The sequence below is a fragment of the Crossiella sp. CA198 genome (assembly GCF_052078295.1).
GTDB lineage: Bacteria > Actinomycetota > Actinomycetes > Mycobacteriales > Pseudonocardiaceae > Crossiella.
Genome location: NZ_JBQJIM010000001.1, coordinates 265,259 through 287,676 on the forward strand (window position 1 = coordinate 265,259; position 22,418 = coordinate 287,676).

At 71.3% G+C, this 22,418-nt stretch carries 20 protein-coding genes; 15 read left to right on the top strand and 5 right to left on the bottom strand.

The window, feature by feature from the left end; translation table 11 throughout:
• The first annotated feature begins 94 nt into the window (after positions 1-94).
• The 6 genes from ACTOWY_RS01365 (at position 95) to ACTOWY_RS01390 (ending at position 5,886) form a co-directional block, all read left to right on the top strand.
• Complete coding sequence (locus ACTOWY_RS01365; RefSeq protein WP_441307755.1) at positions 95-1,009, top strand: hypothetical protein; 915 nt, start codon at positions 95-97, stop codon at positions 1,007-1,009.
• A gap of 24 nt (positions 1,010-1,033) precedes the next feature.
• Complete coding sequence (locus ACTOWY_RS01370; protein ID WP_441307756.1) at positions 1,034-1,942, top strand: LysR family transcriptional regulator; 909 nt, start codon at positions 1,034-1,036, stop codon at positions 1,940-1,942.
• Between the two features lie 61 nt (positions 1,943-2,003).
• Entirely contained in the window at positions 2,004-2,393 is a 390-nt protein-coding gene (locus ACTOWY_RS01375) for an RlpA-like double-psi beta-barrel domain-containing protein (RefSeq protein ID WP_441307757.1), read from the top strand.
• 43 nt (positions 2,394-2,436) lie between these two features.
• Positions 2,437-3,642: an alpha/beta fold hydrolase gene (locus ACTOWY_RS01380; protein WP_441307758.1), complete on the top strand. Its 1,206-nt coding sequence runs from the start codon at positions 2,437-2,439 to the stop codon at positions 3,640-3,642.
• A gap of 42 nt (positions 3,643-3,684) precedes the next feature.
• Entirely contained in the window at positions 3,685-4,998 is a 1,314-nt protein-coding gene (locus ACTOWY_RS01385) for an MFS transporter (protein ID WP_441307759.1), read from the top strand.
• 180 nt (positions 4,999-5,178) lie between these two features.
• Positions 5,179-5,886, top strand: coding sequence for a hypothetical protein (locus ACTOWY_RS01390; RefSeq protein WP_441307760.1), 708 nt, complete (start codon positions 5,179-5,181; stop codon positions 5,884-5,886).
• Here ACTOWY_RS01390 and ACTOWY_RS01395 read toward each other — a convergent pair.
• Positions 5,861-7,549, bottom strand: coding sequence for a hypothetical protein (locus ACTOWY_RS01395; protein WP_441307761.1), 1,689 nt, complete (start codon positions 7,547-7,549; stop codon positions 5,861-5,863). The genes ACTOWY_RS01390 and ACTOWY_RS01395 overlap by 26 nt on opposite strands.
• 154 nt (positions 7,550-7,703) lie before the next feature.
• Between ACTOWY_RS01395 and ACTOWY_RS01400 the strand changes: the two genes are divergently transcribed.
• Entirely contained in the window at positions 7,704-8,987 is a 1,284-nt protein-coding gene (locus ACTOWY_RS01400) for a nitric oxide synthase oxygenase (protein WP_441307762.1), read from the top strand.
• 186 nt (positions 8,988-9,173) lie between these two features.
• On the top strand, positions 9,174-9,647 hold the full coding sequence (locus ACTOWY_RS01405) for a hypothetical protein (RefSeq protein ID WP_441307763.1): 474 nt from the start codon (positions 9,174-9,176) through the stop codon (positions 9,645-9,647).
• 63 nt (positions 9,648-9,710) lie between these two features.
• Here the strand turns inward: ACTOWY_RS01405 and ACTOWY_RS01410 are convergent, their stop codons facing one another.
• Together ACTOWY_RS01410 and ACTOWY_RS01415 are read right to left on the bottom strand one after the other, a co-directional pair.
• Positions 9,711-10,112 (bottom strand): VOC family protein, encoded by a 402-nt coding sequence (locus tag ACTOWY_RS01410; protein ID WP_441307764.1) that lies wholly within the window; start codon positions 10,110-10,112, stop codon positions 9,711-9,713.
• A gap of 53 nt (positions 10,113-10,165) precedes the next feature.
• The gene (locus ACTOWY_RS01415) at positions 10,166-10,564 is read right to left on the bottom strand and encodes a DoxX family protein (RefSeq protein WP_441307765.1); all 399 of its coding nucleotides are present in this window, start codon (positions 10,562-10,564) and stop codon (positions 10,166-10,168) included.
• 181 nt (positions 10,565-10,745) lie between these two features.
• Between ACTOWY_RS01415 and ACTOWY_RS01420 the strand changes: the two genes are divergently transcribed.
• The 6 genes from ACTOWY_RS01420 to ACTOWY_RS01445 all read left to right on the top strand — a co-directional run bounded on the left by ACTOWY_RS01420 (position 10,746) and on the right by ACTOWY_RS01445 (position 20,200).
• On the top strand, positions 10,746-11,726 hold the full coding sequence (locus tag ACTOWY_RS01420) for a sigma-70 family RNA polymerase sigma factor (RefSeq protein ID WP_441307766.1): 981 nt from the start codon (positions 10,746-10,748) through the stop codon (positions 11,724-11,726).
• A 55-nt stretch (positions 11,727-11,781) separates the two neighbouring features.
• On the top strand, positions 11,782-12,522 hold the full coding sequence (locus ACTOWY_RS01425; RefSeq protein WP_441307767.1) for an SDR family NAD(P)-dependent oxidoreductase: 741 nt from the start codon (positions 11,782-11,784) through the stop codon (positions 12,520-12,522).
• Between the two features lie 948 nt (positions 12,523-13,470).
• Complete coding sequence (locus ACTOWY_RS01430; RefSeq protein WP_441307768.1) at positions 13,471-14,115, top strand: sigma-70 family RNA polymerase sigma factor; 645 nt, start codon at positions 13,471-13,473, stop codon at positions 14,113-14,115.
• Positions 14,112-15,998, top strand: coding sequence for a M48 family metalloprotease (locus tag ACTOWY_RS01435; protein ID WP_441307769.1), 1,887 nt, complete (start codon positions 14,112-14,114; stop codon positions 15,996-15,998). Before ACTOWY_RS01430 ends, ACTOWY_RS01435 begins: the two co-directional genes overlap by 4 nt.
• 185 nt (positions 15,999-16,183) lie before the next feature.
• The gene (locus ACTOWY_RS01440) at positions 16,184-18,424 is read left to right on the top strand and encodes a HelD family protein (protein ID WP_441307960.1); all 2,241 of its coding nucleotides are present in this window, start codon (positions 16,184-16,186) and stop codon (positions 18,422-18,424) included.
• A gap of 66 nt (positions 18,425-18,490) precedes the next feature.
• Complete coding sequence (locus ACTOWY_RS01445; protein ID WP_441307961.1) at positions 18,491-20,200, top strand: acyl-CoA dehydrogenase family protein; 1,710 nt, start codon at positions 18,491-18,493, stop codon at positions 20,198-20,200.
• Here ACTOWY_RS01445 and ACTOWY_RS01450 read toward each other — a convergent pair.
• Positions 20,182-20,610, bottom strand: coding sequence for a MerR family transcriptional regulator (locus ACTOWY_RS01450; RefSeq protein ID WP_441307770.1), 429 nt, complete (start codon positions 20,608-20,610; stop codon positions 20,182-20,184). The two genes, ACTOWY_RS01445 and ACTOWY_RS01450, sit on opposite strands and share 19 nt — an antisense overlap.
• 45 nt (positions 20,611-20,655) lie before the next feature.
• On the opposite strand from ACTOWY_RS01450, the gene ACTOWY_RS01455 reads away from it, so the two are divergent.
• Positions 20,656-21,552 (top strand): oxidoreductase, encoded by an 897-nt coding sequence (locus ACTOWY_RS01455; RefSeq protein ID WP_441307771.1) that lies wholly within the window; start codon positions 20,656-20,658, stop codon positions 21,550-21,552.
• 72 nt (positions 21,553-21,624) lie between these two features.
• Here ACTOWY_RS01455 and ACTOWY_RS01460 read toward each other — a convergent pair whose 3' ends face one another.
• Positions 21,625-22,389, bottom strand: a complete 765-nt coding sequence (locus ACTOWY_RS01460) for an SDR family oxidoreductase (RefSeq protein WP_441307772.1) — start codon at positions 22,387-22,389, stop codon at positions 21,625-21,627.
• Positions 22,390-22,418: the final 29 nt, after the last annotated feature.

Consider the following 22,418-nt stretch of genomic DNA (forward strand, 5'->3'; position numbering starts at 1 on the left):
CGGGCGGGTTTTGACCCGTTCGGACCACACGGCTCACCGGTCTGCGTCAGACTGTGGTGGCTTTCGCCCCCCACGTTTTCCGCAGGAGTACTCGGTGACCTACCCGCCCCAGCAGCCAGGCCCGTACGGCCAGCCCGACCCCTACGGCCAGCAGCCGGGTCAGCAGGGCTGGGGGCAGCAGCCGCCGCAGCAGCCCGGCTACCCGCAGCAGCAGCCCGGCCAGCCGCAGCCCGGTCAGCAGCCGCCCGGGTACCCGCAGACCGGCCCGCAGCCCGGCTACGGCCAGCAGCCGCCGCCGGGGTACGGCCAGCCCGACCCGCAGCAGCAAGGCTGGGGCCAGCCGGGTCAGCCGCAGGACCCGTACAACCAGGGCTACCAGCAGAACCAGCAGTTCGGCGGCTACCAGCAGCCGGGCTACCCGGGTGGGCCGACGCCGCCGAGCGGGCCGAACAAGGGCCTGATCGCCGGGATCGCGGTGGCCGGTGTGGTCATCGTGGTCGGCGCGGTGATCGGCGGCATCTACGCCTTCTCCGGTGACGACCCCACCCCGTCCAACACCGCGGCCGCGCAGACCAGCGAGACCAGCGTGACCGCCACCTCGCGGCCGAAGCTGACCACCGGGTCGGTACGGCCGACCGGCGGCAGCGTCGCGCCCACCGGCTCCGACACCGGCGGCGGCGGCGACTCCGGCGCCGAGGCGGCCGCGGTCCGCCAGGTCGCGGCCGGTTTCGCCGGGGCCTGGCAGAACGACCTGCGCTCCGGCGGCAAGACCCCAGTCTCCGAGTACGCGCCCTTCACCTGCGCGAAGATGGTGGAGAAGCTGACCAAGAACAAGTCGGAGGGCAAGGTCGTCAAGCACGTCCCGGACGCCACGCTCACCGTGGCCAAGGTGATGGCCATGCCGGCCACCGGGATCGCCATGATCGACCTCACCGCCTCCGGCCAGGCCCCCGCGAAGCAGTCGCTGTCCCTGGTCAAGGAGGAAGCGGGCTGGAAGGTCTGCGAGTGACCTGCCGCGGCGAGGGCTGAGGTCGTGCTCGACCTCCGCCGCCTGCGGATGCTGCGGGCACTGGCCGACCACGGCACGGTGACGGCGGCCGCGGACGCGTTGTACGTGACGCCGTCCGCGGTCTCCCAGCACCTGGCCGCGCTGGAGACCGAGGTCGGCCAGCCCCTCCTGGAACGCCGCGGCAGGCGGGTCCGGCTCACCGCCGCCGGTGAGCTGCTGCTCAGTCACACCAACACGATCCTGGCCGAACTCGAACGCGCCGAGGCCGCCCTGGCCGCGCACGCCAGCGGCCAGAACGGCGAGATCGTGGTGGCCGCCTTCGCCAGCGCCATCGGCCTGCTGGTCGCGCCCACCATCGCCGCGCTGCGCGAACGCGCGCCCGGCGTGCTGGTGCGGGTGCGCGACGCCGAAGGCCACGAGAGCCTGCCGATGCTGATGGACGGCGGCGTCGACCTGGCCGTCGCGGTGGAATACCGCGGCGCACCCCGGGAAGACGACGAACGAGTGGCCAGGGTCGCCCTCTACGCCGAACCCTTCGACGCCGTGCTCTCCGCCGCCCACCCCCTGGCCCAGGCCGCCGAGGTCCCCCTGGCCGAACTGGCCGGCGAGGACTGGATCAGCCCCTCCCCCGGCAACCCGGTCTACGACGTGGTCCGGCTGGCCTGCGAACACGCCGGGATCACCCCGCGGATCGCGCACTACTCCGCCGATTTCCGCGCCACCGCCGCACTGGCAGGCGCGGGCGCCGGGGTGGCGCTGGTGCCGCGCACCGCGCTGTACGGGGTGCGACTGACCGGCGCGGTCACCCGGCCCCTGGTCGCCCCGGCCCCGGTGCGCCGGGTCTTCGCCGCCATCCGCCGCGGCGCCGAGACGCGGCCACTGGTCGAGGCGACCCTGACCGAACTGCGCCGCACCGCCGAGGAACTCGGCTGAATCAAGATCGACTACTCTGGGGTGACCGTCCACGGTGGACGGTCAGCTCGGAGGAAAACCCATGCCACGCCGCCTGTTCCCGTTCATCGCCGCCACCGCCCTGCTGATCGTCAGCCCCGGCGTGGCCGCCGCCGACCCGTCCGGGCCGCCGGTCCTGGACTGCAAGGCCTCCTGGTACGGCTCGGAAGGTCAACCCGATCGGATGACCGCCTACGGGGAGCGCTTCGACCGGCTGGCCATGACCACCGGGGCCCGCGACTGGGGCCACAACACACTGCTGCGGGTCACCTGGACCGGCACCGAGAAGTCGGTGCAGGTGCGGGTCAACGACTTCAGCCCCAACGCCGAGGCTCACCCGGACCGCTGCGTCAACCTCACCTGGGCGGCCTTCGGCGCCCTCGCCCCGCAGTCGGCGGGAGTGTTGCCGGTGCGCGTCGAACGGCTCAACTGACACATCACTGCCTCGCTACTCGGTATGGTCGGGGCAGGGGGTGGTGACGACGGAACTCGCGGAGAGCCTGCGGATCATGCCGGGGGTGCGCTCGACGCGCAGACCGGTGACACCCGGCAGCCTGGCCGGTTTCGCGCTCAGCCACGTCCGGGCGGACCCGCCGCCCACTGCCCTGCCACCGATCCTGATCCTGCCCGGCGGCCCCGGCCTGGCCTCGGTGCTGCCCTACGTCGGGCATCGCGCCGTGGCCACCGCGCGCGGCCTGGATGTGCTGATGGTCGAACACCGCGGCGTCGGCCTGTCCCGCACCGACGACACCGGCCAGGACCTGCCCCTGGCCGCCATCACCGTCACCCAGGTGGTGGACGACCTCGCCGCCGTACTCGACGATCTTGGCCTCGATCGGGTGGTGGTCTACGGCTGTTCCTACGGCACCTACCTGGCCCAGGGCTTCGGCGTCCGGCACCCGCACCGGGTCGCCGGGATGGTCCTGGACTCCCCGATGCTCACCGCGCACGACGGCCGGGTGCAACGCGCCGAACTGCGCCGCCGCTACCTCGACGGCGCGGACCCGGACACCGCGCCCGCCGCGCGCACCCTGCGCGAACTGGTGGCCGCGGGCCGCCTGGACCCCGCGCAGACCGGCGAGGTCATCCAGCTGGTGCACGAGTACGGCGGCCCACGGCTGGTCCGGCGGCTCCTGGACCTGATCGCCGCCGGGCGCGGGGACCGGCTGTGGCGGTGGCTGCACGGACTCGGCAACCGGGAGATCACCGAGAACAAGCCGTGTGTCATGGAGTTCGACCTGGCCGGCGCGATCGCCTTCCGCGAACTCGGCTACGCCCCCGAACCCGACGGCGGCCCCCTGGACGTCAACCTGTCCTTCGCCAAGCGCGCCAAGGACTTCCCGCCTTTCACCGGCGAACCCTTCGACCTGCCCGCCGAACTGCCCGGCTTCGACTGGCCGGTCGCGGTGCTCTCCGGCGAACGCGACGTGCGCACGCCCAGGGTCATCGCGGCCCAGATCGCCGATCTGGTCCCGGACGGAATCCTGGTGCCGTTCAACGGGATCGGCCACAGCATCCTGGACTCGCACCCCTCGGCCGCGCTCATCGCCGCCGCCGCGGTCGCCACCGGCGCGCACCGGCGGCTGCCCGCGATGGCGGGCAGGCTCGGCTCGATCCCCCGCCCGGCCCGTAGCCGCGCACTCGAACTGATGCTGCACGCCCGCCTCACCCTGCCCTGGTAATTGGGTGGCGCGATCCGGCCGCGCGGCCGACCATGACCGCTCGTGTCCGACCAACGATCCGGCTGGCGAGCCCGCATCGCCGCACTGCGCATGGACTTCAGCCCACTGCGCGTGTCCAGGGACTACCGGTACCTGACGTTCTCGGGCGCGATCACCATGTTCGGCAGCTACGTCACCTTCATCGCGGTCCCGATCCAGATGAAGGAACTCACCGGCTCCCCCGCCGCGGTCGGCCTGGTCGCGCTGGCCGAGTTCATCCCGATGGTGCTGTGCGGCCTCTACGGCGGCGCGCTGGCCGACGCCCTGGACCGGCGGAAAATCGTGGTCTGGTGCGAGGTCGGCCTGATGGTGTGCACCGGGGGCCTGCTGCTCAACTCGATGCTGCCCACGCCGCAGGTCTGGGTGCTTTACGTGGTCGCGGCGGGCGTGGCCTCCTTCGACGCGTTGCAACGCCCCAGCCTGGACGGCCTGGTGCCGCGGTACCTGCCGCATTCGATGATGGCCTCCGCGGGCGCGCTCAACTCGCTGCGCTGGAACTTCGGCGCCATCGCCGGCCCGGCCATGGGCGGGCTGCTGGTCCAGTTCGCCGGCTTCCAGTGGGCCTACTTCCTGGACGTGCTCACCTTCGGCCTGTCCCTGCTGCTGCTCCTGCGCATGCGCCCCTCCCCGCCGACGGAGAAGGCCGAGGCGGCCGGACTGCGCAGCATCGCCACCGGCATCCGCTACGCCGCCACCCGCCCCGACCTGGCAGGCACCTACCTGGTCGACATCGTGGCGATGGCCATGGCCATGCCCCAGGCCCTGTTCCCGTTCCTGGTGGACCGCCTGCAAGCCCCCTGGGCACTGGGCCTGATGTACTCCGCGGGCGCGGTGGGCGCGTTGCTGGCCGCGCTGACCTCGGGCTGGACCAGCAAGGTGCACAAACACGGCCTGGCCGTCATCCTGGCCGCCGCGGCCTGGGGCGCGGTGATGGCCCTCGCCGGGCTGACCACCAGTCTGTGGCTGGTCCTGGTCTGCCTGGTCCTGGCCGGGGTGTTCGACATGATCAGCGGCCTGTTCCGGTCGGTCATCTGGAACCAGTCCATCCCCGATGAGCTACGCGGCAGGCTGGCCGGGATCGAACTGCTGTCGTACTCGGCGGGCCCGATGCTCGGCAACGCCCGCGCCGGACTGATGGCCCAGTGGACCGGCGTGCCCACCGCCATCATCAGCGGCGGCCTGCTCTGCACCGCCGGAGTCGCGGCCCTGGCCGCCGCCCTGCCCAAGTTCCGCCGCTACGACGCCCGCATAGACGAACACGTCCTCCGCGAAGCCGCCCGCCGCCAGACCACAACCACCCCCGGCGCCACCCCGTAGCCCACCCAACGTCGAGTTGGCCCAAGTCGTACGCCTGGTTGGCCAAACCGGGCGTACCAGTTGGGCCAACTCGACGGCGGGGTGGGACACCGGCCATCCTCCGACCCACCGCGATTGGGGGATGGCCACCCATCGGATCTCCACGGATACTGTCCGTGATCGCGGGATTCCGGAGGGCCGATGACCAGCGAGCCACCCCGGTTGTGCACCGCGGACGAACGCCTCGCCTACATCGCCGGGCTGCGCGCGGGCACCGCCGCGATCCGGGGCATCTCCCCGGTGCTCGGCAGGCTCGCCGGTCGCTGCCCGGCCGGGCGGCCGGACGGGCCGGAGGACGAATCCGCGGTCATGGTGCCGTTCCTGGTCGTCGACGAGCAGGACTGGCGGCGGGCCACCACCGGCGAACCACTGTCCCGGCTCATCTCCCTGCTGCACCGCGAGGGCGGTTTCTGGCTGGCCGAGAACCTCGACGGCCGGGTCCGCTGGTGCGCGGCCCCGGTCGGCGCGGTCACCGAGGACGGCGTGCACCGCGACCCGGACACCGGCGAGGTGATCACGCCCTGGCTGCGCCTGGACATCACCTGCACCGGGCCCTGGCACGGCAGTTTCGCCTTCTCCGCACCGGCCACCGACCTGGCGCCCGAACTGTGGTTGCTGGGCGGCTCTCCGGTGTTCGGCATCGTCACCGAACCCCTGGGACGGCCCGGCGCCGGGCGGCGGACGCCGGTGCTGGACCTGGACACCTTCGAGATCCGGCTCAACCGCAGCCTGCACCTGCGGGCCGATCCACCGCGCTCGGTGCGCCAGCTGGTGATCGACTCGGGCTGGCCGGGGGCCGAGCAGCTCGCCGGGCTGGCCGGGTTCAGCGGCGCGGACTGGCCGTTCTGAGCAGCAGCAGCGTGCAGCCGGTCAGGGTGGCCAGGGCCGCGGACTGGAGCAGGGCGAACAGGGTCGCGCCGCCGCCGATGACCGCCACCGAGCTGCCCAGGTAGGTGAAGTTGTCGCCCAGCAGCAGGGATCCCAGGAACAGGAACAGTTCCGGCGCCGCGAAGGCGAGCAGCGCGGCCGGGATGAAGGCACGCGGGCGCGGGCCGGTGACCGTGGTGAGCGCGACCAGCAGGCAGAGTCCGCCGAGCGCGGCGAACGGGAGCAGCGTGCCCAGCGCGCCGGCGCGGGCGATGAGGCTGGCGGTGCCGTAGGCGCTGGGGATGCCGACGAACAGCAGGATGAACTGGGCGGCCAGGGCGATGATCACGCCGTAGGCCAGGGGTCGCCGGCTGGGTGGCAGCAGCGGTGGGCGGTGCGGGCGGGGCAGCGGGGCCAGGCGCGGCAGGAGCAGGGCGAGGAAGGCGGCCACCGCCAGGAACTGGAGCCAGCCGAGGATGTCGCCGCGGGCGTGGATGGAGGTCAGCGCGTCGGCCACCGAGCCCAGGGCGCTGCCCGCGACCAGGCCCAGGCCCAGGCTTGCCCGGTCGCCGTCGCGGCGGAACCAGGTCAGGCCCAGGCCCAGCAGGGTGAACCGGGCGGCCAGGTAGAGCAGGGCCAGGAGGGTGGCGATGCCGAGGGTCTCGGTCCAGACCGCGACGGTGGTGGCGGACATGGCGACCGCGGCGATCGGCAGCAGCGCCGGGTTGTGCGCCGTGGCCAGGGAAATCCGCGGCCGACCCGCCGATGTGGACACTTGGCGTCGCCATTCCTGGACGGCGGCGAGTTTGCCTGCCAGGTCCGGGATGTGGGACAGGCCAAGGCGTTCCTCCAGGCCAGCGGTGAGGATGTCCAGGGGCATGGTGGCGGCGTAGGGGCCGAGCAGGTGCAGTGCGGCGGGCAGTCGGCCGCACAGCAGGGCCAGCTCGTCGACGGGTTCGGCAGCTAGGCGGTCCGCGCCGAGGTAGGGGGCGAGCAGTTCGCGGGCTCCCGGGGCGTCGAGGGTGTCCAGCACCAGGGGCCGGGCGCCGTGGGTGGCGTAGAGGTCGGGCAGTGACCGGCGGGCGGTGACCACCGCGAACGCGGCCGGGCCGGCAGGCAGCAGCGGGCGGACCTGGTCGGCGTCCCGGGCGTCGTCCAGGACCACCAGGATCCGCCGGTCGGCCACCAGTTCGCGGTACAGGCCCAGCCGGGAGTCGTGATCTGGGGGAATCCGCTCCACGCCGAAGGCTTCCAGGAACCGGTGCAGCACGTGCTCGGCCCGCACCGGTGGCGCGTCCGCCGAACCACGCAGGTCCGCGTACAGGCACCCGTCCGGGAACTCCGCGGCGACCTGGTGCGCCCAGTGCAGTGCCAGCGCGGAACGCCCCAGCCCCGGCGCGTCCTGGACCCCCGACACCACCGCCACCCGCGCCCCCGCCGCGCGCACTCCGGTCAGCGCCGCCAGTTCCCGCTCCCGGCCGACCAGGTGACCGGCGATCCCGGGCAGTTGCCTGGGCACCCGCGGCGGTGGCGCGCCCGGCCCGACGTGGATGTCGCCGTGCACATCCCTGATCTGCCAGGCGTTCCCGCCCACCGTGCCGCTCAGCTCGTTGTCGCTGTCCCCGGCGGCCTTGTCCTCGGTCACCCGCAGCTCTCCCCACTCGTGCGCTCACCCTCTGCATGTCACACGAGAGTGGCGAACGCAACACTCAAGCCGCTCATCGCGACAGAACTGCCGCTGCCCGACCACGCCACCCCGCCCCTCGAACGGGTGATCGAGCACGACTAGGTTGAGCACAATGTTCTCCTCCGCCAGTTCCACCGGTCCCGGCGAGCCCTGGGCGCGCCCGGCACACCTGGCCGTCGAGCCACCCGAGACCCCCGTGGCGCCGAGCGTGGATCCGGACGAGGCCGAGGAGTTCCTGCGCCTGTTCCACGCCGAGCACCCCGACGCCGGGGACGTCGAGCCCCGGGTGCGCTGGGTGCGCGCGGAGATCGAGCTGACCGGCGGCTACCAGCACTCCAGCGCGGAACTGGCCTTCGGCGCGCGAGTGGCCTGGCGCAACAGCGCGCGCTGCATCGGCCGGTTGTACTGGCGCAGCATGAAGGTCCGCGACCTGCGCGCGGTGCACAGCGCCGCCGAGATCGCCGCGCAGTGCTTCGAGCACCTGCGGGTGGCGCACAACGACGGCCGGGTGCGGCCGACCATCACCGTGTTCGCCCCCGACCTGCCCGGCAGGCCCGCGCCGCGGATCTGGAACGAGCAGCTGCTGCGCTACGCCGGCTACCCGGTCGGCGACGGCACCGTGCTCGGCGACCCGCGCTACACCGGGTTCACCGCCCAGGTGCTGCGGATGGGCTGGGAACGGCCGCTGCCGCGCGGCCCGTTCGACCTGCTGCCCCTGGTGGTGGAGACCGCCGCGGACGGCCCGAGGCTGTTCGACCTGCCGGCCGACGTGCGGGTGGAGGTGCCGCTGACCCACCCGGACCTGCCCTGGTTCGGCGAACTGGGCCTGCGCTGGCACGCGGTCCCGGCGATCAGCAACATGACCCTGTCCATCGGCGGCGTCAACTACCCCGCGGCCCCGTTCAACGGCTGGTACATGGGCACCGAGATCGGCGCCCGCAACCTCGGCGACACCGGCCGCTACGACGCGCTGCCCGAGATCGCCGAGCGGATGCGCCTGGACACCAGCTCGGAGGCCACCCTGTGGCGGGACCGGGCCCTGGTCGAGATCAACCGGGCGGTGCTGCACTCCTACCAGGTCGCCGGGGTCGCCATCAGCGACCACCACACCGAATCGCAGCGGTTCCTGACCCACATCGCCAAGGAGGAGAAGGCGGGGCGGACGTGCCCGGCGGACTGGAGCTGGATCGTGCCGCCCATGTCCGGCTCGCTCACCCCGGTCTTCCACCGCTACTACGAGACCCCGCACCTGCGCCCGGAGTTCACCCTGGACGACGAGGCGGCCCGGCGGGGTCAGCTCGGCAGCCCCGAACACTTCGCGACCAGGCCGCATACCGCGGGCATTGCGCCGGACGTGTGGAGTTGGCTGCGCAGGCCGGTCGCGGTCGGCGGCTGAGCCCGTCCGGCGGCGGCGGTTACCCCGGTCAGCCCTGGTTCCCGCGGCCGAACGCGGAAGATCCACTGATACGGACAGTGGTCACCCAATCACCATGCGTTGTCTTCGGGCGGGGCGCCGGATAGTGTCCGCTGCGGCGATCGCCCCGCTGTTTCCCTTGTGCGCCAACGTCATGTGAGGTGAGCTGTGTCCGCTCGTGCCCGCGCGGTGCTGTCCGGAGTCCTTCTCGCCCTGGCCGGGGTCCTCGGCCTGCTGTTGCCCACCGGAACCGCTTTCGCCGCGGCCGATCCCGCCGGGTACACCGCCAGCAAGACCACGCTCGCCCCGGAGGAGACCTTCGTGCTCACCGCGACCTTCACCAACCCCGAGAGCACGCCGGTGATCTTCCTGTGGCAGGGCATCCACCCGGCGGTCAACGGCGGCGCCTGGACTCTGGAAGCCTGCCTCGGCTGCACGCCCTCGGGCGCCAACAACGCGGTCGCCGCGGACAGCACCCCCGTGCTGCCAGGGGAAAGCCGCTCGATCCAGGCCACCTACAAGGCCAAGGCCGGCAGCACCGGCTACTCCACCTTCGACGGCTACGTCTACTACGAGTCCGGCGGCGCCGGCAAGGACAAGCTGACCCCGGCCGCGGTCGCGGTGACCATCGCGAACCCGTGATACCGCGACGGCCGCCCGCACACCTGGGGTGCGCGGGCGGCCGTCGTTTCCGCTCTGGTCAGCTCAGCCCTCGGCCAGCGCGGCCAGGTCCATCCACATGACCTCCCAGACGTGGCCGTCCAGGTCGCGGAAGCTGCCGCCGTACATGAAACCGTGGTCCTGGAACGGCTTCCACTCGGTGCCACCGGCGGCCAGCGCGGCGGCGACCAGCTGGTCGACCTCCTCGCGGCTGTCCGCGGACAGGGCGTTGAGCACCTCGGTGGTGTCGGGGTCGCTGATCTCCCCGTTGATGAACTCCTTGAACTTGGCCTCGCCCAGCAGCATCACGGTGATGTTCTGCTCGACCACCATGCTGGCCGTGTTCTCATCGCTGAACTGCTCGTTGGCGGTGAAACCGAGCTTGGTGTAGAAGTCGCGGGCCGCGGCGACGTCCTTGACCGGCAGGTTGACGAAGATCATGCGCATGACGGGATTCTCCTGATTTGTCAGCTTGTTCGTGGGCGATTCAGGCAAAAAGATCAAGCGGATCGGCGCGGGCGGCGGGCCCAGGCGACGATCCCGGCGAGCACGCCGAGGGTGACCGTGGTGATGGCGAAGACCGGGGTGCCGAAGACGACCACCTGGTAGTAGGTGGCGCCGACCATCAGCAGGGTCAGGCCGAGTCCGGCCGCCGCCGCCAGTCGCGGGATGACCAGGCCGATCGCGCCCGCCAGTTCGACCACGCCGATGAACAGGCGGAACCAGTCGCCGCCGATGGTCTCGAAGATCCCGACCGCGGTGGCCTCGCCGACCAGTTTCGGGATCGCCGCGGCGACCAGGAAGAAGGCGCCGAGCAGGCCCTGCAGGGTCCAGAGCGCGATGTTCCCGGCGCGGGAGGCGGGCTTGGCGGTGCTGGTGGCGGTGGCGATGGTGGTCATGGCTGGCTCCCCGGATGCTGTCCTCGTTGTGCTGTCACCCGTACTGACCACGGTCCCTGGCGAAACTCATCGCACCTCGCCGAACTTTTTTCCGGCGGGCCCGTCTGTACAGGTCAGGGGCCATGAAGCAGACTGGGGCCGCTTGCCGAAGAGCTGTCTGGGGAGAGGAAGAACGGTCGTGGTGTCCACGGAGAAGCCGGTCGAGGACGAATTCCTCGGTCAGGCCGGCCAGTACCGGCGGGAGCTGCTCGCGCACTGCTACCGCATGCTCGGCTCGGCGCACGACGCCGAGGACCTGGTGCAGGAGACCTACCTGCGCGCCTGGCGGGCCTACGACAAGTTCGAGGGCCAGTCCTCGCTGCGCACCTGGCTGCACCGGATCGCCACCAACACCTGCCTGACCGCGCTGGAGAACCGGGCCAAGCGCCCGCTGCCCACCGGCCTGGGCCAGCCCGGCTCCCAGGCCGAGGACCCCCTGGTGCAGCAGCCGGAAGTGCCGTGGCTGGAACCGATCCCGGACAGCGCGGTCGGTCTGGACAGCGCGGACCCGGCCACCATCGTCACCGACCGGGAGACCATCCGGCTGGCCTTCGTGGCCGCCCTGCAACACCTGCCGCCCAGGCAACGCGCGGTGCTGATCCTGCGCGATGTGCTGCAGTGGAAGGCCGCGGAGGTGGCCGAGGCGGTGGACATCTCGGTGGCCGCGGTGAACAGCACCCTGCAACGCGCCCGCGCCCAGCTCGAAGCCGTCCAGCCCCGCCAGGACACGGTCGCCGCTCCCCTGGAGGCCGATCAGCGCGAGTTGCTCGAACGCTACGTGAAAGCCTTCGAGGACAAGGACATCAACGCGATCGTGGCCCTGTTCACCGCCGACGCGGTGTGGGAGATGCCGCCGTTCATCGGCTGGTACCAGGGCGCGGCCAACATCGGCAGGCTCATCGACACCGCCTGCCCCGCCGAAGGCCCCGGCGACATGAGACTGCTCCCCATCAACGCCAACGGCCAGCCCGCCTTCGGCCTGTACATGCGCGAGGGCGACGTGTACAAACCCTTCAACCTTCCGGTGCTCACCTTGGGCCGCAACGGAATCACCCACGTCTCCAGCTTCTTCGACCTGTCCCTGTTCGAGAAATTCGGCCTGCCCGCACAAATCCCGGCCTAACTCGGCGTCCGAACTCCGCCAGACCAGGACGGTCCGCTCGACCAGGCTGAGTGTCATGAACGAACTCACTGGCCGGACCGCCCTGGTCACCGGCGGCAGCCGGGGCATCGGCGCCGCCATCGCGCTGGCCATGGCCGCCAAGGGCGCCGAGGTGGCCATCACCTACAACACCAGCGCCGACGCCGCCGCCCGGATCGTCGAGGAGATCAAAGATCGCGGCGGACGTGGCCTGGCCATCCAGGCGGACAGCGCCAACCCCGTGGCGATCACCACCGCCGTGGCAACGACGGTGGAAACCCTTGGCGCCCTGGACATCCTGGTCAACAACGCGGCCGCGTTCGACTTCGCCCCGCTGGAGGAGCTCAGCGCGGAAGCAGTGAACCGCACCCTCGCCGTCAACGTCCGCGCGCCCCTGCTCGCCGCCCAGGCCGCCCTCCCCCACCTGCGCGAAGGCGGCCGCATCATCAACATCGGCAGTAACGTCGCCGACCGGGCGGTCTTCCCCGGCTTCGCCCTGTACTCGATGAGCAAAAGCGCCCTCACCGGCCTCACCAAGGCCCTGGCCCGCGAACTGGGCCCCCGCGGCATCACCGTCAACCTGGTCAGCCCCGGCCCCACCCACACCGACGCCGCCCCCACCGACCCAGCCTTCGTCGAAGCCATCAACGCCTTCACCGCCCTGGGCCGCTTCGCCACCCCAGAAGAAATCGCCGCGGTAGCAACCTTCCTCGCCACCCCCGCGGCCCAATACGTCACCGGCGCCACAATCAACGCCGACGGCGGCTTCACCGCCTAACCCACCCCCACCCACTGCGCGTGTTGGCCGTTGTCGTACGCCGAGTTGGCCGTTATGGACGGTGAGTTGGCCGATGTTGTACGCCACGTTGGCCGTTGTGGGACGCCGTAGGTCGCCGCGACCGGGCGAAGCCCGAGGCGGGGGGCGGGGTGGCTTTTCGAAAACCCCATCCGAGCGGTTCCCCATCCCCGTCAGCCTGGAGAGGACACACCGCATCTCACCGAGTGGCCCCTGCAACACAAACCGCCGCCGACACCACCCAACGCGACGGGGGCCGCTCGGTGAGATGTGGTTTGGTATCGGAGGGCTGACGGGGATGGGGAACCGCACACGAGCACTGCTCTTGCTCTTCGTTCTTCCCCCCCCATCCTTTGATTCCTGCCCGTCCGGCGAGGACGCCCTTGATCTTGATCTTTGGTTTAGATCAAAACCCGAAGATCAAAAAAGGATGGCCTCGCCGGCCGGGCAGACCACCGGAGGGGTGGGGCAGATCAACACCCGGGTGAGCGGGTTGCGGGGCGGGGTTTGGGCTGCCGGGGCCTGACCCAGCGTGGCTCCGAGGGCTCGCGTGTTCTCCGTACGGCCTTCCGCCAGCCAACCACACCCCGATGAGCGGCCCCCGTCACGTTGGGTGGGTTCGGTGGCGGATTGTGTTGCAGGGGCCACTCATCGGGGTGTGGTCTGCATGCTCCAGGCCGTACGGAGAACACGCGAGGGCCCTCGTCGTGGGGGTTTCACCCCAACCCCACCTCTTGCCCTGTCCCACAACGGCCAACGTGGCGTACGAGTTGGGCCAACTCGCCGTCCATAACGGCCAACTCGGCGTACGACAACGGCCAACACGCCGTCTGGGGGGGCTTCTCGACGGGGTCGGGCCGTGGCCTGCCTGCGCTCGCCTACGTCATCTGGCGGAGGGCTTTTGGCTGGCGGGCGTGATCCCATTGGTCGGTGGACTTCCCGGTCTTCTTCGCCCAGACCTGCCCCGGCATGCTCGCGCGCGCCCTCATGCTCACCCACAACCGCCAGGACGCCGAGGACGCCATCCAGGAGGCCTATGCCGAGGCCATGCGGCGCTGGGCCGAACTCGCCGACCGGGCGCCGGAGGAGTGGGTCTATCAGTCAGTGAAGCGGCGACTGTGGGCGGCGGCGCGGCGGTGGCGGATGCACCGGCCCCTGGAACTCGTGGTGTCGCTGCCCGCCCGGTGTTCCACCGAACAAGCCGCCGAGGTCCGCCTCGTCCTGGACGCGTTGTCCCGGTTGCCGCGCAAGCATCGCGTTGTCGCCTACCTGCACTGGGCCGAAGGGCTCAGCGCACGCCAGATCGCGGCCGAACTCGACACCAGTGAAAGCGCGGTGACCGGCATGCTCGGCAAGGCCAGGGTGGCGCTGGACAGCCTGCTCGGACTCACCGGCGTGCGGGACCGGGAAGCGCTCACCGGCAAGGTCCGCCGGGTCACCCTGCCCGGTCAGCCGGGCGAACCGGCCGACGCGGTCGCGGAAGCCTTGCGGCGCACCGAGAACCAGCTGCGGGCCGGAGCCTCGGAGGACGCCGCGGCCCTGGACCGGATCTCCGGGAGGCTGGGCCTGTCGTGATCTCCCGGGTGCTGGCGACCGTGCGCGGGCTGCTCGCCGTCGGGCTGCTCGCCGGCTTCTACGTGCTCGCCGCCTGCCTGGTCCTGGGCTACCTCGCCTTCGTCGTGCTCGCCCTGCACACCCTCACCCTGCCCACCAACACCTTCCCCACCAACTTCCACCTGCCCGTGCTCATCGCGGGCAGCAGCATCCCGGTGCTGCTCGGCGTGGTCCGCGGCGTGCTCGCCACCAACTCCCCCGGCCACCTCGACCTCGACTCGGTCATCCTCACCCGCGCCCAGGCCCCGCTGCTCTGGAAAACCGTGGCGGACCTCGCCGAACGCGCCGGCGCGCCCATGCCGGACGAGATCCGGCTGACCGCCGAGGCCAACGCCGCGGTCACCGAGGACACCCGGATGCTCGGCCTGGTCGTCGGCGAACGCCGCCTCTACCTCGGCCTGCCCCTGCTCACCGGACTCCCCCTGGACGAGCTGAAAGCCATCCTCAGCCACGAACTCGGCCACTTCGCCGGACGGCACAACCGGTTCGGCGCCGTGGTCTACCGCGGCGCCCTCGCCCTGGACACCGCCACCGAGGAAATGCGCAGCGCGATCAACACCAACGCCCTGGCCAGGATGTACTCCGGACTGATCTTCGGTGTTATCCGGCTCTACGGCTGGTGTTACGTGCGGATCGCCTTCGCGGTGCTGCGCCGCCAGGAGATCGAGGCCGACCGCGCCGCCGCCGCGGTCGCCGGACCCGCGGTCACCGGCGAGGCGCTGCGCTCCGCCCTGGTGCTGATGGCCGCCTGGACCGACTTCCGGGACCGCTTCCTCACCCCACTGGCCGCCGCCGGGGCCGTGCCGGATGACCCGTTCAGCGCCTTCGAGGCCATGCTCGCCGACCCCGACTACCGCGATGTGCTCGCCCAGCACCGCGCCGCGCCACCCGAATCCGCCCGCGCCGCCCTGGACACCCACCCCAGCCTGGCCGACCGGCTCACCTACCTGACCACCCTGCCGCCCAGGGACCTGCCGCGCGAACTGCGGCCCGCGCTGAACCTGCTCGGCGCCGACCCGGCCGAGGCCGCGCACCGGGTCCGTGAAGCCATGTTCCCCAAGCAGCGCAAGACCATGCCGTGGCGGGAATGGGTGGCACTGGCCGCGGGCAGCCACGTCGAACGCCAGCTCGCCTGGCTGCGCCCGGCCGTGCACACCCTGCGCGGCGGCACAACCACCGAACTCACCATCAACGCGGTGCTGGAACTCCTCGACGCCCGCCGTGCCGGGGAACTCGCCGACCAGGTCGCCAAACACGCGGGCGTCCCGGCCGAGCGCGGCCCGGACCTGCTGCGCGCGTCCCTGGTCAGCCTGCTCGGCGCCGCCCTGGTCCGGGCGGGCTCGGCCAGCTGGACCGCGCCCTGGGCAGGCACCCCGAAACTCATCGTGCGCGATCCGGCCATCGAACTCGGCGACCTGGTGCAACGCGCCCTGGACAATCCGCGCGAGGTCCCCCGGCTGCGACTGCACCTGGCCGCACTCGGCGTGGACAGTCACAAACCCCGCCCCGCCCCCGCCGCCAAACCAGGCAAGACCGAGCTGCGCCTGGGCATCGCCGACCCGGAGATCCGCGCGAACAGCAGGCGCAGCCAGAAACTGAGCCTGTGGACCGCCTGCATCGTCGCGGTCGGCGTGCTGCTCGCGCTGTTCGTCTTCCGCGAGGAATACCGCCCCTACCGCCCGCCGCTGAACACCCACAACCCATTCCGCACCCCGGCGTACCAGCAGCCGGTGTACCCGGTGCTGCCCAGCCTGCGGCTGCCGACTTTCGTGCTGCCCACGATCCGGATCAACCCGAATGACCTGCGACCGGTGACCCCACGGCGCACGGCGGGCCAGCCCTGAACTGGGCGTTGGCGTCAAAGAAGAGAAACGGCTATATTTGCCATTCCTGAGCGCATCAGACTGTGCGCATGGGAAACGGACACTGAAAATGTGTCTGGCACGAGCTTAGTAGAGGGGAAGCCCGCTTGTCAACCGACGAGGACCTGCGGACGGCGGAGCTGGCTCGGGAGCAGGAGCACGTCTCCATGCTCTACGGCAGGCTCGACGGGTTGCGCGCCCGCGCGAAGACCGGGCTGGCCAAAACCCTGCGCGAATCCGCGGGCGGCAGCCTGTCCGCGGGCACCGAACGCGATGTCTCCGCCGCGCACTTCAACCGCCAGCTCGCCCAGTACAGCGCGGTCGAGGCCGGGCTGTGTTTCGGCAGGCTCGACTACGACAACGGCGAGGCCAGGCACATCGGCCTGATCGGCATCTTCGACGAGGACAACGAGTACGAACCGCTGCTGATGGACTGGCGCGCGCCCGCCGCCCGCCCGTTCTACCTCGCCACCGGCGCCAATCCCCTGGACGTGCACCGGCGGCGGCACATCAAGACCCGGATGCGCAAGGTCGTCGACATCGACGACGAGGTCCTGGACATCACCGCCGACAACAAGGGCCGCCAGTCCAGGCACGGCGACGGCCTCACCGGCGAGACCGTGCTGCTGGCCGCGCTCAACGCCAGCCGCACCGGCCGGATGAAGGACATCGTCCAGACCATCCAGGGCGAGCAGGACCGGATCATCCGCGCCGACCTCTCCGGCGTGCTGGTCGTCCAGGGCGGGCCCGGCACCGGCAAGACCGCGGTCGCCCTGCACCGCGCCGCCTATCTGCTCTACACCCACCGCGACATGCTCACCCGCCGCGGCGTGCTCATCGTCGGCCCCAACCAGACCTTCCTGCACTACATCGGCGAGGTGCTGCCCTCCCTTGGCGAGACCAGCGTGCTGATGGCCACCATGGGCGAGCTGTACCCCGGGGTCACGGCCACCGGCCAGGAATCCCCCGAGGCCGCCGCGATCAAGGGCGGCCTGGATTTCCTGGGTGTACTCAAGGCCGCGGTCAGGGACCGGCAGCAGCCCCCGGAGGAGTCCGTCGAGATCCTCTTCGAGCGGCAGCGACTGGTGCTCAAACCCGCCGACTGCCGGGGCATCGTCAGCCGCGGCCGCCGCTCCCGGCGCCTGCACAACCTGGCCCGCCCCCTGGTCGAACGCGAACTACTGGAACGGCTGACCAGCAAGGTCGCCGGCAAACTCGGCCGGGAGTTCCTCGACCGCGGCGACCTGGCCGACATCAGGGCCGAACTGCGCGCCGAGGACGAGGTCCGGGCCGCGATGGACCAGCTCTGGCCGGTGCTCACCCCCGAACAACTGCTGCGCGACCTGTTCAGCGACCCCGACCGCCTGGAACGCGCCACCCCGCACCTGTCCGAGGCCGAGCGCAAACTGCTGCTGCGCGAACCCGACGCGCCGTGGACGCCCGCGGACGTGCCGCTGCTGGACGAGGCGATGGAACTGCTCGGCGTGGACGACCGGGCGGAGAAGGCCCGCGAGCGCAAACGCCAGGAACAGCGCCGCGCCTACGCCCAGGGCGTCCTGGACATCCTCGACCTCGACGACGACGCCGACCCCGAGATGCTGATGGCCTACAACCTGATCAGCGCCGAACAGCTCGCCGACCGCTACGACGAAGTCGACACCCGCACCGCCGCCGAACGCGCCGCCACCGACCGCACCTGGACCTTCGGGCACATCATCGTGGACGAGGCCCAGGAACTGTCCCCGATGGCCTGGCGGCTGCTCATGCGGCGCAGCCCCAGCCGGTCGATGACCCTGGTCGGCGACATCGCGCAGACCGGCGACCTGGCCGGGGCCAGCTCCTGGCAGGACGTGCTCGGGCCCTACGTGGCCGAGCGCTGGAAGCTGACCCAGCTCACGGTCAACTACCGCACCCCGCGCGAGATCATGGACATCGCCGCCGAGGTCCTGGCCGAACTGCCGGCCGGGCTCACCCCGCCCAGCTCGGTCCGGGACAGCGGACAGGCCCCGTGGAGCCGCCGGGTCGACCGCGGTGAGCTGGCCAAACAGCTCGCCGACACGGTGCTGCGGGAACTGGCCGAGATCGGCGAGGGCCGCCTCGGCGTGATCGTCCCGGCCGCCGAGCTGGCCGAACTGGGCGAGGCGGTCCTGGAGGTCGTGCCGGGCGCCGCGCTCGGTGAGAGCCCCGAACTGGAGAACCAGGTGGTGCTGATGAGCACCCGGCAGGCCAAGGGCCTGGAGTTCGACGGGGTCCTGGTCGTCGACCCGGCCGAGATCCTGGCCGAGTCCCCGCGCGGCGCCAACGACCTCTACGTGGCGCTGACCAGGGCGACCCAGCGGCTCGGCGTGCTGCACACCGCGCCGCTGCCGCCCGCGCTGAGGGGCCTGACACAGGTCGAGGCCAGCTAAGTTACCGACTGGTAGCCTACCGGGGATCTTCTTCCAGGACGAAGGGACCCGACCGTGGGCAACGAGGTGCTGTTCAACCCCGACAGCTACGACCCGACGCACCTGGACGCCGAGTCCCGGCGCCTGCTGCGGGCCACGATCGACTGGTTCGAGGCCCGCGGCAAGCGCAGGCTGCTCGCCGACGCCCTGGATCGGGTCTGGTACACGGAGTTCCTGGACTTCGTGCGGCGGGAGAAGCTGTTCGCCACCTTCAACACTCCCGCCGCCGACGCCGCCGGGGACGAGCACAAGCGCTGGGACGCCGCGCGCAACGCCGCGCTGAGCGAGATCCTCGGCTTCTACGGCCTGCCGTACTGGTACACCTGGCAGGTCAGCGTGCTCGGCCTGGGCCCGATCTGGATGAGCGAGAACAAACAAGCCCGCGACCGGGCGGCCGAACTCCTGGACAGCGGCGCGGTGTTCGCCTTCGGCCTGTCGGAGAAGGAACACGGCGCGGACGTCTACTCCACCGACATGATCCTCACCCCGGCCACCGACGGCGGGTTCACCGCGACCGGGGACAAGTACTACATCGGCAACGGCAACGTGGCCGGGATCGTCTCGGTGTTCGGCCGACGGTCCGATGTGGACGGTCCAGAGGGTTACGTGTTCTTCGCGGCAGACTCCCAGCACGAGCGGTTCTCGCTGGTGCAGAACGTGGTCGACTCGCAGATGTACGTCTCCGAGTTCCGCCTGGAGGACTATCCGGTGCGGGAGCAGGACATCCTGCACACCGGCCCGGACGCCTTCAGCGCGGCGCTGAACACGGTCAACGTGGGCAAGTTCAACCTGTGCACGGCATCGATCGGTATCTCTGAACACTCATACTATGAGGCAATCACGCACGCGCACAACCGGATCCTCTACGGCAAGCGGGTCACCGAGTTCCCGCACGTGCGGCAGAACTTCGTGGACGCCTACGCCCGGCTGGCCGCGATGAAGCTGTTCGCCGACCGGTCGGTGGACTACTTCCGCTCCGCCACCGCCGAGGACCGGCGCTACCTGCTGTTCAACCCGATCACCAAGATGAAGGTGACCTCCGAGGGCGAGCAGGTGATCGACCTGCTGTGGGATGTCATCGCGGCCAAGGGTTTCGAGAAGAACACCTACTTCAACCAGGCCACCGCGCACATCCGGGCGCTGCCCAAGCTGGAGGGCACGGTGCACGTCAACCTGGCCCTGGTGCTCAAGTTCATGCCCAACTACCTGTTCAACCCGGCCGGGTACGCCGACGTGCCCACCCGGCACGACGCCGCCGACGACGAGTTCTTCTTCCGGCAGGGCCCGGCCCGCGGCCTGGGCAAGATCCGCTTCCAGGACTGGCGCGCGGTGTACGAACGCTTCGCCAAGATCCCCAACGTGGCCCGCTTCCTGGAGCAGGCCGACGGCCTCAAGACGCTGCTCACCACCGCCGCCCCGGATGAGGCGCAGCAGAAGGACCTGGACTTCCTGCTCAACCTGGGTCAGCTGTTCACCCTGGTCGTCTACGGCCAGCTGATCCTGGAACAGGCCGAGCTGACCGGATCCTCGCCGGACCTCCTGGACCAGGTCTTCGACGTGCTGGTCCGCGACTTCTCCGGTTACGCGGTGGCCTTGCACGGCAAGGCTTCCGCCACCGACGCGCAGCGGTCCTGGGCCCTGGCGCACGTGCGCGGCCCGGTGGTGGACCGGGAGCGGTTCGAGCGGCTGTGGGGCGAGGTGGCGGAGCTGTCCGGCCGCTACGAGATGCGCCCCTGAGCCTCCGGCGCCCAGACACCGGCGGCCGTCCCCGCGCGGACGTGCCGCCGGTACGCGCTGACCTTGCCCTGGATCACCGCCAGATTCGCCTCCAGGTCGGCGATCTTCTCCCGCACCGCCCGCTCGTGTTCCTCCAGCAGGGCAAGGCGTTCCGGCTCGTTGCCGGGTCCGAGCCGGACCAGGCGGGCGAACTCCTTGATCACCGTGATCGGCATGCCCGAGGCACGCAGCCGGTTGCACAGCACCAGCCAGTCCACATCGGACTCCTCGAAGAGCCGCTGGCCGCCACTGGTGCGCGGGATCTCGCGCAGGAACAGCCCTTCGCGCTCGAAGAAGCGCAGCGCGTGCACGCTCAACCCGGTCGTCTCGGCGACCCGTCCGATCGGCAGCCCGCCGCCACTCGTAGCCACGGCACTCCTTGACCTAGAGAACACTCTAGATTTTAGCGTCGTCGCATGTCCTTCACCGCGCAGCACACCGCCGCCGAAGTCCTCACCGGCATCGACCTCACCGGGCGCACCGCCCTGGTCACCGGCGGCTATTCCGGGCTGGGCCTGGAGATCACCCGCGCGCTGACCGCCGCGGGCGCACACGTCCTGGTCCCGGCCCGCCGCCCCGAGATCGCCCGCACCCACCTCCCGGACACCGAGGTCGAGGCCCTGGACCTGGCCGACCAGCACGACATCCGGGACTTCGCCGCCCGGTTCCTCGACTCCGGCCGCACCCTGGACCTGGTGATCGCCAACGCGGGCATCATGGCCTGCCCGGAAACCCGGGTCGGCCCCGGCTGGGAAGCGCAGTTCGCGGTCAACCACCTCGGCCACTTCGCCCTGGTCAACCAGCTCCGCCCGGCCCTGTCCGGCACCGCTCGGGTGGTGTCGGTCAGCTCCTCCGGCCATTTCCTCGCCGACATCCGCTGGGCCGACCCGCACTGGCGCACCGGCTACGATCGCTGGCTGGCCTACGCGCAGAGCAAAACCGCGAACGCCCTGTTCGCCCTGCACCTGGACACCCTGGGCGTGCGGTCCTTCGCCGTGCACCCCGGCAGCATCCTCACCCCGCTGCAACGCCACATCCCGCGCGCGGAACAGCTCGCCCTGGGCTGGTTCGCCGCCGACGGCACCCCCGCGCCCGGGTTCAAGACCCCGGCGCAGGGCGCGGCCACCGCCGTGTGGGCGGCGACCGCGCCCGAACTGGACGGGCACGGTGGCGCGTACTGCCAGGACAACGCCCTGGCCCGGCCCGCGGACACCGAGGACATGCTGATCGGCGGCGTCAAAGCGTGGGCCAGGGACCCGGCGGCCGCGGCCCGCCTATGGGACCTCTCCGCCGAGCTGACCGGGGTGGGCTGAGGTCAGCGGAAGGCCCCGGCATGCTCGGCCACCCAGTCGGCGAAGGTCCGCGCGGGCCGCCCGAGCAGCTGCTCAACGTCCGGGTGCACGGTGTAGCCCTCCCGCGGCGGATCGGCGTACCAGCCGATCACGTGCTCGACCGCCTCGGCCGAGTACCCCCCAGCTCCGCATCCGCTCCTTGGCCTGTTCCTCGGTCAGCTCGACGAACCGGAGGTCCCGGCCCAGCGCGGCGCCCAGCTGCCGGACCCGGTCGGCGAAGGTCAGCACCTCGGGTCCGGTGAGCACGTAGTCGCGGCCGGCGTGCCCGTCCTCGGTGAGCGTGCGCACCGCCACCTCGGCGATGTCGTCCTCGTGCACCATGGCGCTGCGCAGTTCGGGAAAAGCCTCCCGCACCACGCCTTCGTCCCGGATCGACTGGACCCAGGTCAGCGTGTTGGACATGAACTCCACCGGCCGCAGCACGGTCTGGGCGAGCCCGGCCGCGTCGATCGCCCGCTCCACCGGCCCCGGCTCACCGCCCCACAGCGTGCTCACCCGGCGCACCCCGGCCGCGGCGATCTCGGTGGCCAGTTCGGGGCCGGTGCGCAGCGGGGCGCCGGTGGCCGCGTCGTAGGTGAGCAGGAACAACGCGCTCGCCCCGGCCAGCGCGGGGCGGAGGCTGCCGGGGTCGGCCAGGTCGCCCACGGCCACCTCCACCCCGTCCGGGAACGCCGCTCGTTCCGGACTCCGGGTCAGCGCCCGGACCCGGTGGCCCCGGCGACGCAGTTCGGCCAGCACCCGGCCGCCGATGTTCCCGGTCGCCCCGGCGACCACGGTGATTCCGTTGTCATAGATCATGATCCGGAGGCTATTTCCTCCATTTAACT

What these genes read in the sequence shown, in the direction of transcription:
- ACTOWY_RS01440 (WP_441307960.1), top strand. Translation starts at nt 16,184, where the DNA reads ATGCTCTACGGCAGGCTCGACGGGTTGCGCGCCCGCGCGAAGACCGGG.
- ACTOWY_RS01455 (WP_441307771.1), top strand. Translation starts at nt 20,656, where the DNA reads ATGTCCTTCACCGCGCAGCACACCGCCGCCGAAGTCCTCACCGGCATC.
- ACTOWY_RS01415 (WP_441307765.1), bottom strand. Translation starts at nt 10,564, where the DNA reads ATGACCACCATCGCCACCGCCACCAGCACCGCCAAGCCCGCCTCCCGC.
- ACTOWY_RS01390 (WP_441307760.1), top strand. Translation starts at nt 5,179, where the DNA reads ATGACCAGCGAGCCACCCCGGTTGTGCACCGCGGACGAACGCCTCGCC.
- ACTOWY_RS01375 (WP_441307757.1), top strand. Translation starts at nt 2,004, where the DNA reads ATGCCACGCCGCCTGTTCCCGTTCATCGCCGCCACCGCCCTGCTGATC.
- ACTOWY_RS01410 (WP_441307764.1), bottom strand. Translation starts at nt 10,112, where the DNA reads ATGCGCATGATCTTCGTCAACCTGCCGGTCAAGGACGTCGCCGCGGCC.
- ACTOWY_RS01460 (WP_441307772.1), bottom strand. Translation starts at nt 22,389, where the DNA reads ATGATCTATGACAACGGAATCACCGTGGTCGCCGGGGCGACCGGGAAC.
- ACTOWY_RS01400 (WP_441307762.1), top strand. Translation starts at nt 7,704, where the DNA reads ATGTTCTCCTCCGCCAGTTCCACCGGTCCCGGCGAGCCCTGGGCGCGC.
- ACTOWY_RS01425 (WP_441307767.1), top strand. Translation starts at nt 11,782, where the DNA reads ATGAACGAACTCACTGGCCGGACCGCCCTGGTCACCGGCGGCAGCCGG.